This window comes from [Clostridium] hylemonae DSM 15053 (genome assembly GCF_008281175.1).
Classification (GTDB): domain Bacteria; phylum Bacillota; class Clostridia; order Lachnospirales; family Lachnospiraceae; genus Extibacter; species Extibacter hylemonae.
The window spans coordinates 1,396,117-1,409,829 of sequence record NZ_CP036524.1; the positions used below are offsets into that span (position 1 = coordinate 1,396,117).

The 13,713-nt window shown below is 51.9% G+C and carries 13 protein-coding genes; 12 read left to right on the forward strand and 1 reads right to left on the reverse strand.

The features are described from left to right. Positions 1-17: 17 nt before the first annotated feature. From LAJLEIBI_RS06435 to LAJLEIBI_RS06460, 6 genes are all read left to right on the forward strand, one after another. Positions 18-1,016, forward strand: a complete 999-nt coding sequence (locus LAJLEIBI_RS06435) for a lipoate--protein ligase (protein ID WP_006443714.1) — start codon at positions 18-20, stop codon at positions 1,014-1,016. Positions 1,017-1,032: 16 nt separating this feature from the next. Beyond that, positions 1,033-2,436, forward strand: a complete 1,404-nt coding sequence (gene lpdA, locus LAJLEIBI_RS06440) for a dihydrolipoyl dehydrogenase (protein WP_006443715.1) — start codon at positions 1,033-1,035, stop codon at positions 2,434-2,436. Between the two features lie 92 nt (positions 2,437-2,528). Beyond that, the gene (locus tag LAJLEIBI_RS06445) at positions 2,529-4,208 is read left to right on the forward strand and encodes a formate--tetrahydrofolate ligase (protein ID WP_149301907.1); all 1,680 of its coding nucleotides are present in this window, start codon (positions 2,529-2,531) and stop codon (positions 4,206-4,208) included. A gap of 7 nt (positions 4,209-4,215) precedes the next feature. Next, positions 4,216-4,851 carry a cyclodeaminase/cyclohydrolase family protein gene (locus LAJLEIBI_RS06450; RefSeq protein ID WP_006443717.1) on the forward strand — a complete coding sequence of 212 codons (636 nt, stop codon included), beginning with the start codon at positions 4,216-4,218 and terminating at the stop codon, positions 4,849-4,851. 17 nt (positions 4,852-4,868) lie between these two features. Continuing rightward, positions 4,869-5,726, forward strand: coding sequence for a bifunctional 5,10-methylenetetrahydrofolate dehydrogenase/5,10-methenyltetrahydrofolate cyclohydrolase (locus tag LAJLEIBI_RS06455; protein ID WP_006443718.1), 858 nt, complete (start codon positions 4,869-4,871; stop codon positions 5,724-5,726). A 26-nt stretch (positions 5,727-5,752) separates the two neighbouring features. Further along, positions 5,753-6,376, forward strand: a complete 624-nt coding sequence (locus LAJLEIBI_RS06460; RefSeq protein ID WP_006443719.1) for a formate/nitrite transporter family protein — start codon at positions 5,753-5,755, stop codon at positions 6,374-6,376. Here LAJLEIBI_RS06460 and LAJLEIBI_RS06465 read toward each other — a convergent pair. Further along, positions 6,369-6,785, reverse strand: a complete 417-nt coding sequence (locus tag LAJLEIBI_RS06465; protein WP_040435152.1) for a DUF2000 domain-containing protein — start codon at positions 6,783-6,785, stop codon at positions 6,369-6,371. The genes LAJLEIBI_RS06460 and LAJLEIBI_RS06465 overlap by 8 nt on opposite strands. Before the next feature lie 194 nt (positions 6,786-6,979). Between LAJLEIBI_RS06465 and LAJLEIBI_RS06470 the strand changes: the two genes are divergently transcribed. From LAJLEIBI_RS06470 to LAJLEIBI_RS06495, 6 genes are all read left to right on the forward strand, one after another. Then, positions 6,980-7,555, forward strand: a complete 576-nt coding sequence (locus LAJLEIBI_RS06470) for a TetR/AcrR family transcriptional regulator (RefSeq protein WP_040435153.1) — start codon at positions 6,980-6,982, stop codon at positions 7,553-7,555. Positions 7,556-7,641: 86 nt separating this feature from the next. Continuing rightward, positions 7,642-7,932: a DUF1330 domain-containing protein gene (locus tag LAJLEIBI_RS06475; protein WP_040435154.1), complete on the forward strand. Its 291-nt coding sequence runs from the start codon at positions 7,642-7,644 to the stop codon at positions 7,930-7,932. A gap of 3 nt (positions 7,933-7,935) precedes the next feature. Further along, positions 7,936-8,766, forward strand: coding sequence for an MBL fold metallo-hydrolase (locus tag LAJLEIBI_RS06480; RefSeq protein ID WP_006443723.1), 831 nt, complete (start codon positions 7,936-7,938; stop codon positions 8,764-8,766). A 70-nt stretch (positions 8,767-8,836) separates the two neighbouring features. Then, entirely contained in the window at positions 8,837-9,796 is a 960-nt protein-coding gene (locus tag LAJLEIBI_RS06485) for a tRNA dihydrouridine synthase (RefSeq protein WP_006443724.1), read from the forward strand. A 29-nt stretch (positions 9,797-9,825) separates the two neighbouring features. Next, the gene (locus LAJLEIBI_RS06490; RefSeq protein WP_147570376.1) at positions 9,826-10,449 is read left to right on the forward strand and encodes a prepilin peptidase; all 624 of its coding nucleotides are present in this window, start codon (positions 9,826-9,828) and stop codon (positions 10,447-10,449) included. 107 nt (positions 10,450-10,556) lie between these two features. Further along, positions 10,557-13,556, forward strand: coding sequence for an InlB B-repeat-containing protein (locus LAJLEIBI_RS06495; RefSeq protein ID WP_006443726.1), 3,000 nt, complete (start codon positions 10,557-10,559; stop codon positions 13,554-13,556). Positions 13,557-13,713 lie beyond the last annotated feature (157 nt).

The following is a 13,713-nucleotide window of genomic DNA, read 5'->3' on the forward strand; positions in this document are numbered from 1 at the left end:
GAAGAGAGAGTATCTGTATGATAGAAAAGATCACTTACATAGAGAGCAGTCAGACAGACCCGAGGAAAAACCTGGCGGTGGAAGAACAGCTTTTGCTGACTTGCGGCGCAGATGAATGTATCCTGTATCTCTGGCAGAACAGGCACACTGTCGTGATCGGCCGTAACCAGAATGCATGGAAGGAATGCCTCGTCGACAGGCTTAAGGAGGACGGCGGATATCTCGTGCGCCGTCCGTCCGGCGGCGGAGCGGTATACCACGACCTGGGGAACCTGAATTTTACCTTTCTCGTGCAGAAAGAAAACTATGATCTGGACAGACAGCTTGAAGTTATCATAAGGGCCGTGAAAAGGCTCGGCATAGAGGCAGAAAAGTCTGGCCGGAACGATATTCTGGCCGGAGGAAAGAAGTTCTCGGGAAATGCATTTTATGAGCAGGGTTCCCGCTGTTATCACCACGGCACTTTGATGGCGGACGTCAATATCGGGGAATTGTCGAAGTATCTGACCGTATCGAAAGAGAAGCTTAAGTCAAAGGGTGTGGATTCCGTAAAATCAAGGGTCGCCAACCTGAAAGAATTCTGTCAGGATCTGACGGTCGCCGGTCTGAAAGAAGCTCTCGTAGCAGCGTTTGAGGAGGTGTACGGACAGAAGGCGGGGACGAGGAGCGTGGAGGAACTTGACCAGGAGGAACTTGCCGGGCTTGAGAAAAAATACAGCTCATGGGAGTGGACATTTGGCCGGAAGACGGATTTTACATATGAACTGTCCCACCGGTTTCCGTGGGGAACGGTGACGCTGCAGCTTCAGGTAAAGGGCGGCAGGATCGAAGATGCAGCCGCCTGGTCCGACTGTATGAAGCCGCAGGTGATCCTCGACCTTCCGCGGTATCTGAAAGGGCTTTACTACAGACGTGAGGCAGTGCTGCCGCAGCTGGGGCTGTTCTGGTCCGAAGACGCAGAGGAAGAGCAGATGATGAAAGATATGATATCGTGGCTTTCAGAAGTGGAATTTTAAAAGGAGACATAATGATATGGAACATACATTTGATCTGATCGTGATCGGAGCTGGCCCGGGCGGATACGTGGCCGCTGTGAAGGCGGCAAAGCTCGGACTTAAAACCGCGGTGATCGAAGCTGGGCGGGCAGGAGGGACATGCCTGAACCGGGGATGCATCCCGGCCAAGGCGATGATCCACGCCTCCTCCTTGTATCAGGAGGTGATGTCAGGCGGACGGTTCGGGGTGTCTGCCTCAGACGTCACGTACGATTATAAAAAGATCCTCTCGTATAAAGAGGAGACAACGGAGCAGCTCTGCCAGGGGGTGGAACAGCTGCTGAAGGCAAATAAGGTAGAGTTGATAAATGGAAAAGGCGTCCTCACAAAGGAGCGCAGCGTCAAGGTGACGGCTGACGGAAAAGAGACCGTATATGAGGCGGAGCATGTCATACTGGCAGCGGGGGCCAGGCCTTTGATGCCGCCGATACCAGGCCTTTCGCTGCCGGGCGTGCTGACAAGTGACGATGTATTCAGGCTCGAGGCGGTGCCGGACAGTCTGCTCATCATCGGCGGAGGTGTCATCAGCGTCGAGTTTGCCACTGTGTATCAGGCGCTGGGATGCAGGGTCACTATCGTGGAGGCGATGCCGCGGCTCATTCCGAATATGGACAAAGAGATCTCCCAGAATCTGAAAATGATCATGAAAAAGCGCGGTGTGGACATTCACACAGGCGCCTCGGTGAAGGCCGTCGAGCAGGACGGAGAACAGCTCGCCTGTCTGTTTGAAGAAAAGGGAAAGGAATATAAGATCTCATCCGGCTATGTGCTCTGTGCGGTGGGCCGGGCTCCGAATACAGACGGACTTCTGGAGGAAGGAACCGGTATTCGGCTGGAAAAAGGCCGTATCGCCGTAGACAGCCGGTTCAGGACAGACATGGAAGGCGTCTATGCGATCGGGGATCTGATCAAGGGGACACAGCTTGCGCACGCGGCCAGCGCGCAGGGAATGTATGTGGCCGAAGTGATCGCCGGCGCAGAACCGTCGGTAGATCTGGATGTCATACCGGGCTGTGTGTACACGAACCCGGAGATCGCCTCCGTCGGTATGTCTGAGGAAGAGGCAAAAGAGAATGGATTAGAAGTAAAAACAGGCAAATTTATTATGAGCGCCAACGGAAAGTCGCTCATCACGAAAGAGGAGCGGGGCTTTGTGAAAGTTGTAGCGGAGGAGCAGACCGGTATTGTGCTCGGCGCGCAGATGATGTGCGCGAGGGCGACGGATATGATCGGAGAATTTACGACAGCAATTGCCAATAAGCTCACGGTGAAACAGATGCTCTGCGCGGTGCGCGCCCATCCGACTTACAACGAAGGCGTGGGGGAAGCGCTGGAGGAAGTATTTGGGGAAGCCATTCATGTAGTGCCGCGGCGGCGGTAAGTAAAGCCGGAACGGATGCCGGGAAGGGCAGCTGTCTGGCAAAGCAGTCAGGAAAGGAAAATACATCGGCTGGAAGATGTAAGGGTTGAAAAATGGGATTTAAAAGTGATATAGAGATTGCCCAGGGAGCAGAGATGAAGGTGATCAACGATATTGCCTCTTCTATCGGAATTCCGGACAGGTATGTGGAGAATTACGGAAAATATAAGGCGAAGATCGACTATCGTTATTACACAGATGAACTGGCAGAGCGTCCGGACGCAAAACTGATCCTCGTCACCGCGATCAATCCGACTCCCGCGGGAGAAGGGAAGACGACAACGACCATCGGTGTGGCAGACGCCATGAACCGCCTCGGCAAAAAGACGATGGTAGCTTTAAGAGAACCGTCTCTTGGTCCTGTATTTGGGGTAAAAGGCGGAGCGGCAGGCGGCGGTTATGCCCAGGTCGTGCCGATGGAAGATATCAATCTTCACTTCACAGGAGACCTGCACGCGATCGGGACTGCCAATAATCTGATCGCCGCTATGCTGGATAACCATATCCATCAGGGCAATGCGCTTGATATCGACACGAACAAGGTTACGTGGCGGCGGTGTGTGGATATGAATGACCGCCAGCTCCGCAGTATTGTGGACGGTCTCGGATCAAAGGCGGACGGGGTGACGAGGCAGGATGGTTTTGATATCACAGTAGCCTCTGAGATCATGGCGGTGTTCTGTCTTGCAAAGGACATCACGGATTTGAAAGAGCGGGTGTCCAGAATCATCGTGGCATACTCCAGGAGCGGAAAGCCTGTGACAGCCGGGGACCTGAACGCACAGGGGGCCGTCGCGGCTCTTTTGAAGGACGCCCTGAAGCCGAATCTCGTACAGACGCTGGAAGGGACGCCTGCGTTTATCCACGGGGGACCGTTTGCGAATATTGCCCATGGCTGCAACAGTGTGATCGCGACGAGGATGGGCATGAAACTGGCGGACTATATGGTGACGGAAGCCGGCTTTGGCGCAGATCTGGGCGCTGAAAAGTTCGTGGACATCAAATGCAGGATGTCCGGGCTTCGCCCGAACGCCGTCATCTTAGTGGCCACAATAAAGGCATTGAAATATAACGGCGGCGTGGCGAAAGCAGATCTGCAGGAAGAAAATCTGGTGGCGCTAGAAAAAGGACTGCCGAATCTGTTAAAGCACATAGAAAATATTACAAAAGTATATGGATTGCCTGCCGTTGTGGCGATCAACAAATTCCCGGCAGACACAGAGGCTGAACTTGACCTCGTGCGGGAAAAATGCAGAGAGCTCGGGGTAAATGTGGCGCTCTCCGACGTATGGGCAGAAGGCGGCGCGGGAGGCCGGGAACTGGCCGGGGAAGTGATCCGTCTCTGTGAGGGAGAAAGTACAATGAAGTTCGTATATGATACAGATGCGGGCGTGCAGGAAAAAATAGAAGCCATTGCCGGGAAAGTATACGGCGCGGACGGAGTGGATTATACGCCGAAGGCGCTCAAAGAGATAAAGAATCTGGAGAGTATCGGACTTGGCGGGCTTCCGATCTGCATGGCGAAAAATCAATACTCCCTGACCGATGATCCAAAGAAACTTGGACGGCCGGAAGGATTCAGGATCACGATCCGCGATGTTGCCGCCTCTGCAGGCGCCGGTTTCCTCGTCGCTCTGACGGGCGATATCATGAAGATGCCTGGCCTGCCGAAAGTGCCGTCCGCAGAGAAGATAGATGTGGATGAAAACGGTGTGATATCCGGATTGTTTTAAGGAGGGGATGATAAGTTTGATGCTGGAAATGAAGACAACTGAATTTCTCGAAGCACTGTCATCTTCCGAACCGGTGCCGGGCGGAGGCGGGGCATCCGCCGCCGCGGGCGCCATGGGTGCGGCGCTCGGAATGATGGTTGCGAACCTTACGGTCGGAAAGAAAAAATATGCGGATGTAGAAGCGGAGGTCATCGAAGTCAGAGAAAAGCTCAGGGCATACAGGGAACGTCTTGCGGAATTGACCGACCGGGACGCCGAAGCCTTTGAGCCGCTCTCCAGAGCCTATGGACTGCCAAAAGACACGCCGGAACAGAGGGAAGAGAAGGCAGGAGTGCTTGAGCAGGCGCTCTATGAAGCCAGTGTCGTGCCGCTTGAGATCATGGAAACGGTGCTGCGCGTTATGGAACTGCTGGAGGCGCTAGGCGAGAAGGGCAGCCGTATCGCCATAAGTGACGTTGGGGTTGGCATTTTATTTGCCGGGGCAGCTCTGGAAGGAGCCTCTTTGAATGTTTTCATCAACACAAAGCTGATGAAAGATGAGAAGCGGGCGGCAGAACTAAACGGCGAGGCCGACCGCATGATCCGCGAAGGAAGGCTTCTGAAGGAGAAAGTATACGGCGGCGTGCTGGATCACATCCGCTAGAAGCAGGAGGAAGGGATATGGACACATTGATGAAAGGCGCCGATGTTGCGGCCGCTATGAAAGAAGGCCTGATAAAGGAAACAGAGGATCTGAAGGAAAAAGGGATCCATCCGTGCCTCGGTATTGTACGTGTCGGGGAAAGACCGGATGATATGGCTTACGAGCGGGGGGCCAGAAAGAGAATGGAGAGTATCGGGATCAGATGTGAAGTGACGGAACTCCCGGAAGACATTACCCAGGAGGCCTTTGAGGAGGCATTTCGCGGCGTGAATGACGATCCGCGCATACACGGTATCCTGCTGTTTCGTCCGCTTCCGCCCCACCTTGACGAAGAGCCGGTCAGGGCGATGATCCACCCGCTCAAAGACGCAGACTGTATGAGTCCGGTGAATATTGCGAAAGTGTTCTCAGGGGACGAGAGCGGATATGCGCCGTGTACACCGGAAGCTGTCATGGAAATGCTCGATCATTATAAGATAAGCCTCAAAGGAAAAAGAGTGACAGTCATCGGAAGGAGCATGGTCGTTGGGAAACCGCTGTCTATGTTGCTGCTGAAAAGACATGCCACGGTCACGGTGTGCCACACGAGAACAGTAGAACTGTCAAAGACGTGCAGGGACGCGCAGATCCTTGTCGCCGCCGCGGGAAAGGCGAGAATGGTCACCGGAGATATGGTCGGCGACGGCGCGGTCGTGGTAGATGTGGGGATCAATGTAGACGAAGAGGGAAATCTGTGCGGTGATGTGGACTTTGACAGTGTACAGGAGAAGGCATCTCATATCAGTCCCGTTCCGAGAGGCGTCGGCAGTGTGACATCCTCCGTGCTGGCGAAGCATGTCATAAAAGGCGCGCGCTGTCTGAATGAAGGCTGTTAGGATACGTTCGGGAAACGGGTGAAAATATGAAGCGCTACATTAAAATATTTTTTCTTGCGGCAGGGGCCGGACTTTTTATCGGAGTCGGGGGAATCGTCTATCTGTCCATGGAAAATAAAACAGCAGGTTCTCTGCTGTTTACGGTTGGATTATATGCGGTTGTGCTCAATGGTCTCTATCTCTATACCGGAAAAGTAGGATATATTGTCAATGAAGCTCATAAAAGGGCGTACGGCATGCTGCTCCTTGTCACCTGGGCAGGGAATCTGGCAGGGGCGGCGCTGGCGGCGCGGGCCGTGCTCCTGTCACGGATAGATGGAATCCGGGAAGCGGCGGCCGGCGTCTGCAGGATCAAGCTGAACGACCGGCCGGTCAGTATTCTGATTCTCTCTTTTTTCTGCGGCCTTCTCATGTTTATCGCCGTAGACGGATTCAGGGAGAAGGGAAACCCGCTGATCTTATTTCTCTGTGTCAGTGTGTTTATCCTCTGTGGTTTTGAGCACTGTGTGGCAAATATGTTTTATTTTACGCTGGCAGAGGCATGGTCTGTAAAAGCGGCGGGTTATCTGCTCATCATGACCTTGGGCAACAGTCTTGGCGGGATGCTTGTCCCGGCGGTAAAGAGACTGGAAGTAAAGGTTCTCATCTGAGCAGCGGGAGGTTTCCCGTCAGTTTGTTCACTGCTTTTTTTCTGCCGCATATTCCAATACCGTAATAAATAAATTCGTCCGAGTCTGCCGCCTTTTGGATAAATTCATCATATACGTTACAGCTCTGTGCCACATCTGAGAAGTCGACGACTGTCAAGTCTGAGAATTCGGGGGCGTAGAGCTGTTCTCTTATTTCTTTGATCTTTTCCCTGGAAGCCTTGAGTATCGGCACCGGTACGGCAATGATCCCGAGGTGGGCCCTGCCGTTTTTGTCCGTCACGTCGGGTCCCACGGCTTCAGGGATATGCTTTCCCAAAGTGATGCCCATGATACCGGCGGTGTTTGCCGCGATACCGGCCGGAAGCGCTTCGTCTATTACCATCACACATTTCTGATCTTGCAGTTCCATTGTTTCTTTCCTTTCTTTGCTGCTGTTATCGTTGCTTTTGATTTTAATCGAATCGGCGGAAAGATTCTTGTAAGATATGACACTCAATGCAGGGAAGTTTTATTTCATGGGGCAGACAGGTTGACACTTTGTGAATATGATGATAAGATGCAAGTGAATACTTGCATGAAAAGCGGAAGGGAGTGGTATACAGGTTGGACGAAACTCAAAATAAGATCATCACTGCTGCCATGACCTTAATTATGGAGCGGGGCTACACTGCTACGACGACGAAGGACATAGCTGCGGAGGCAGGGGTGAATGAATGTACGATTTTCCGCAGGTTTAAGGGGAAGAAAGAGATCGTGCTGTCGGCGATGGAGCTGCCGGAGTGGAATCCGTGTCTGTCGGAGGAAGACTTTTCATACAGCGGCGATGTTGTAAGAGACCTTATATCGTTTTCAGAAGTCTATATGAGCAAAGTGACTCCCCGCATGGTGAAAGTGTCGATCGGCCTGCGCACGCCGGAACTGTATCCATATACGTCCGATTCTATACTGGAAGTTCCCCGTGTATTTAAAAAAGTGCTGACAGCGTATTTTGACAAAATGATCCGCGGGGGAAAGATCAGGGACGGGGATCGTGAGAGTCTGGCTATGATGTTCCTGTCTTTGAATTTTGGATTTGTATTTTTAAGCGCTTCATTTGGGGAGAAACTGACTCATATAGAAAAAGAGAAGTATATCTGTAACAGCGTGGGCATTTTTGCCGAAGGAATATTAAAAAAGTAATGGTATCTCCGGTATCTCAGGTATAACTGGGGGTACCATTATTTATAATATTAATGCAAGTGATTACTTGCATAAAAGGAGGAGTCATGGTATATTTTATTGCTGCGGTATATATTGATGAAGAAAAAGGGCGGGGTGATTACGACGAGTATATCCGGGAGGTCAGACCGATCGTGGAGCAGTACGGGGGAAGGTACATTGTGCGCTCGGATAAAATAACGCCTCTCGGTGAGAAGTGGAGGCCAGGGCGCCTTATCGTGATTGAGTGGGATACAAAAGAACGTCTGGATAAATGTTTCCAGTCCGGGGAGTATCGTAAAATTGCGTCAAAGAGAGAAGGTTCTGTTGACAGCAGGGCAGTCATAGTGGAGGGATAACGTATGGAGATATGTAACAATGTTCACCAGATCAGAATTAATTTTAATGTGACCGATAAGATAGAACGGTATGTCTATATTTATCTCATAACCGGCAGGCGGTGTTACCTTATAGATACCGGAACTGCCGGCTGTGAGGCAAAGATCGGGCGGTATATGGAAGGGATCGGGAGAAGACTGGAGGAAGTTGCGGCAGTGTTCCTGACACACGCACATCCTGACCATATCGGCAGCGCGGCCGCCTTAAAGCGGATCACAGGCTGTAAGGTATATGCGCCTGAGAAGGAGAAAGCATGGATAGAGAATATAGACTTGCAGTTTAAGGAAAGGCCGATCCCGAATTTCTATGCGCTGGCTGGAGAGTCTGTGTCTGTGGATGAGGCGGCTTGGCAAGGACATATTATTTCGCCGGAGCCGGATGTGACATTACGGGCAGTTGAGACGCCGGGACACAGCGCGGGCTCGGTCTCTTATGTATTTGAAGAGGAGCAGGTGATCTTTACAGGAGATACAGTACCGGCGCCGGATGATCTGCCGATCATCACAGACGTACGGGAGAGCATACAGTCGATTCAAAAGCTGCGGACGCAGGAGCATATTCAATACCTCTGCCCCGCATGGGACAGAGTATATGAAGGAAGAGAGACGAAAAAAGTGCTTGACCGCAGCGGGGAACTTCTGGACAGATTGAGACAGTGTGTCATTCAGACGCAGAAGCGGTACCCGGGAAGGACGGCTGCGGAGAAAACAGAGCTTATCAAGGCGGACATGGGATGGGGGCACCTGGATTCTAATCCGTTATTTGCCGCAAGTATAAAAGCTTGTATTGAATAGCGTGCGCCTGGCAGGTATAATAGGTCTATGCCGACGCGCGGACAAAGCGCGCGAAAAGTAAGGAGGAACGATGGATTATTATTTTGCCCCCATGGAGGGGATCACCGGATATATACACCGCAGTGCGTATCAGGCGTTGTTTCCGTGCATAGACAAGTATTTTACTGCATTCATTGCGCCGAACCAGCATGGAAAGCTCAGTTCCAGGGAGAAGAATGATATACTTCCGGAACACAACAGAGGAATGAAGGTAGTTCCCCAGCTTCTCACGAACAAGGCAGATGATTTTATCCTGACGGCAGGGAAATTAAAAGAGTATGGCTACCGTGAAGTGAACCTGAACCTTGGCTGTCCGTCCAGGACTGTGGTATCCAAGTACAGGGGATCAGGGTTTCTGGCCAGACCGGAAGAACTGGACCGCTTTCTGTACGAAGTGTTTGAAAAGACAGAGACAGACATATCGGTAAAAACAAGAACAGGAAGGGACAGCCCCCAGGAGTTCGTAAGGCTGATGGAGATCTATAACAAATATCCACTGAAAGAGCTTATCATCCATCCGAGAACGCAGCAGGATTTCTACAAAAATACGCCGGATCTGAGTGTATTTGCACAGGCCCTGTCAGTGAGCAGATGCCCGGTATGTTATAATGGGGATATATTTACGACAGAGGACTTAAAGGTATTTCGCGCGCGGTTTGCGAATGTAGATAAAGTGATGCTCGGGAGAGGGCTTCTCGTGAATCCGATGCTGATAGAGATGGCAGAGGATGGAACTGCCATTGACATGGAAAGGATAAGGAAATTTCACGATATGGTGTACGGCGGTTACAGGGAGGTGCTTTCCGGGGATAAGGTCATCCTGTTTAAGATGAAAGAGCTCTGGAGTTATATGATCCATCTCTTTTCAGACAGTAAGAAATACGCAAAGAAGATACGGAAGTCGGAGAAGCTCCCGGCCTATGAAGAGGCGGTAGACGCTCTGTTTTTGGAGTGTCCGCTGAGAGAGCCGGAGAGGAATGCACAAACTTAGGAGAGGTCAAGAAGGAGCTGGTAATACATTTGATCTGCAATATAGCGGCAGCGGCCGCGGGAGCCGCTGCATTCTGCATGATAGCGGGATACTGTTCCCCGGGAAACGGCCGGGGAAGCAGACCGCTTTGCACATGGATATTCCGGGGGACGGGCGGCATCACTGCACTGTACTGCCTGCACCGGTATGAGGAGGCCGGCGCATGTCTTACCATGTTCGGTTTCTTTTGCATACTGGCAGCAGTGGCACTTACAGATTTGGGCCGACGGGAGATTCCGGATATGTACTGTGCGGCTGTTGTCATACTGGCGTTTATATCGGCCTTCACGCTGCCGGGTCTGCCGGTATGGGAAAGGGCGGCCGGGAGCCTGTGTGTCAGCCTGCCGTTTCTTGTCGTTGCCGTAGCCGTGCCGGGGGCATTTGGCGGAGGAGATGTGAAGCTGATGGCCGCCTGCGGCCTGTTTCTTGGAGTTAAGATCACAGCCGTGGCGGCAGCGGCCGGCATACTGCTGGCAGGATGCGCGGGAGCAGGTCTTGTATTGTCCGGCCGCAGAGGAAAAAGGGGAGTCCTTGCACTGGGGCCTTTTCTCTGTGCAGGAATGACGGCGGGGGTCATTTGGGGAGAGCAGATGATACAATGGTATATTTCTTAGAAAATATTACTATTTATTGAGCCTTTTTCCAGTCCGGAACTGTCTTCATATTGTAGAGTATAATCGTTAAGTTTAGATATACAGTAACATAAGGAGCGTAACAGTTTATGAAAAGATTAAAGAGATGGCTTGCTCTCGTTCTGGCAGTCGCCCTGCTGGGAGCCAATGTAGTATATTCCATGGGCAGTGAACTTAAGGCGAACGAGATAGAGCAGGAGCAGCAGGCAGCACAGCCGGAGAATACGGGCGGACAAGAACAGCAGACATTTACTTCAGACGGCGTGAGCGTGGAGGTGACAGACTCCGGGACAGAGACGGCAGAGCAGACGGAAGAGCCCGCCAGCCGGCAGTCCGCGCAGCTGCAGCAGACTCCGCAGGATCCGGAACCGGTACAGCCGGAGAACACGGATCCGGCCGGCGGTGAAAATAATACGGCTGATGCAGTCCGGTACAAGGTGACCGTCAAGGCGTCCGGCGGCGGTTTCGGAAAAGTGGAAGTAACAAACAAAGGAGTGCCGGCAGAATCAGACCTGAGCCGGGATTATGAGATACAGGCAGATGAGGCGTCTTCCGTAAGTCTGACGGTCACGCCGGAGGAAGGCTATACGGTGGAGACGGTGAAGGCCAACGGAAACGCGCTGGCAGCGTCCGGCACGGAAGGGAAAGCATCTGTATATGAGATCACTGAGATAGCGGAAGATAAGGTGATCGAGATCTCCTTTGCGGCGGAAGCTCCGGCGGTAAGTCCGATGAGCTTGTCCGCCGAAGACAGGGCTTTAGAAGCGCCGTCCGGAAATTATACGGTCACGTATAAAGTTGCGGGCCAGTTCCAGAACGCGTACGTGCTCACGAAGGGCAGCGACGGGAAATCATATACGACAGATGCGATAAGCTGTGAGAAGAGACTGACTTCCTTTGGAGTCTGGCTCAAAACAAAGTCGGGCACAGTTGTGATGCCGGTCACGATGACGCTGGCCAATGACGTGACAGGAACTGATATGGACGGCAATCCGGTCAGATATACACGGGGAACAGTGATATCGAAGCTGGACGGCAAAAATGCCAAGGTAGTCATGCCATACAGCCATACCTATTTTAAGGCGGATTCTAATATTCAGATAGAAGTGACACCGGCAGAAGAAGCCACATATAACGTGACATATCATGTGGCGGACGGATACAGAGATGAGTACACGCTTACCGGAAACGGCGCGTCAGGGCTGGACTTTACAAAATATTCTCAGTGGTGCAGCAGCCGTTTCACTTCTTTCGGCGTATGGCTGAAAGCGGGGAAGAGCCAGGTGATGCCGGTTTCGATGACTTTATTGAGTGAGGCGCACGGTACAGATGACAGAGGGAACCCGGTAACTTTTGCAAAGGGGAGCGTGATCTCGGAGTTAAGAGAGAGCAGTAATGGCCAGGTTGGCGCCTATGTGACGAACGGATTTAATTTTGTATATTTTGAGCCAGACGCTGACATTCACATTCAGGTGGAACCGGCGCTGTTTAAAGTCCACACGCAGCATTTTCTGGAGCAGCTGGACGGAAATTACAAGCTTGAGAGTGATGTGGAAGGGGAAGTGTATGCTCCGGGCACAGAGGTGAAGGCAGAACAGGCAGAATATACGGGGTTTACTTACAGCCCGGACGCCGAAGGTACGGTTGCAAAAGGTACGGTGACCGGTTTGAAAAGCCTCGTACTGAAGCTATACTATAAAAGGAACGTTCACGAAGTGACTTATGAGATCGACGGAAAAGCAGACGCAGTGAAAGAGACGTACAAATATGGCGAGAATGTCAGCCTCAGGGCAGTGCCTGCAAAGGCGGGGTATGATTTTGACGGATGGAATGTAAAACAGGACTTTGCCATGCCGGACGAAGATGTTGTCATATATGGTGGTTTTGTGGCCAGAGGCGACACACCTTACAGGGTAGAGCATTATAAAGAAGGACTGGACGGCAGATATACGCTGGAAGACAGCGATATTGAGCACAAGACCGGCGGGACCGATACAGAGACGACAGCAGTGCCCGCTGATTTTGAAGGATTTACCTATAATCCGGACGCAGGGGACAGCAAGACGACAGGAACGATCAGCGCAGAGGACGAACTTGTATTAAAGCTGTACTATGACCGGAACAGCTATAAGGTCATCTATCAGCAGCCGGACGGACAGCGTATCGGTGAGCCGGATACGTATCTGTATGGGGAAGAGACGGGAGACCTCAAAGAAGCTCCGGCAAAGACCGGGTACACGTTCGGGGGCTGGAACACCGACGCGCTTCCCGCTTTGATGCCCGCCGGGGACGTTATCGTGGAGGGAAGTTACAGTATCAACAGTTACTCGGTTACGTATGTGGTTGACGGCGAGATATACAGCCAGCCTGAACTGTATGAATATGGCAGCACCGTCATCCCGGTACCGGAACCGCTCAGGAGGGGCAGCAGTTTCAGCGGATGGGACCGTCCTTTCAACTTTAAGATGCCTGCGGAAAATATTGTGATCGAAGGTACATTTAAGGTCAACGATTACAACTATAAAATTCAGTATTATTACGGAAATATCCTGGATGAATCGCAGAGTATAACAGATCAGGCCGAATACGGCACTACCGTTGCGGCGCCTGCGCCGGAGACCGTTGTATATGAGGGCCGGGGCTATAAACTGCCGGACGGCGGTGTGTATGAGATCCAGGTCAGTGATGAACCGGAGGAAAACGTTATCAATGTGACATATGAGGCGGCCAGCGCAAGTACAGCGGCATCTTCACCGGCGGGGCCGGCTTCACCTTCAGCGCCGGCTTCGGATAACGGGGCTGTGACGCCTGCCGGTGTCATACAGACGATCTTTGAACCGGTCACAGCGCTGGCGGAAAAGGTGGCAGACCGGGTTGAGGATTACCAGAAGACAGTCCAGAGTGCAGATGAGGATGTCCCGCTGGCAAACGGTGAGACGCCGCCGGTACAGAGTCAGTGCATCCTGCATTTCCTTATCCTTCTTGCCGCGTTTGCTATAGAGCTTTTCTATATCAGAAACAGAAAGAGAGAGCAGCTAAGATATTACGCGGGACAGGGAGTGTCAGCGAAGGCAGAACTGGATGATTAAACGTATTATAAATGACGGACAGGGACGGATAATGTGTGACGCATTGCCGTCCCTGCTTTTTACTCCAAAGGAATGTTCCAGATAAAAGAGCAGGGCAGTTTAAGTAATGATACTGAAATTAAGTGAATCAGAAGTATAAGTATGATATAATAATTAC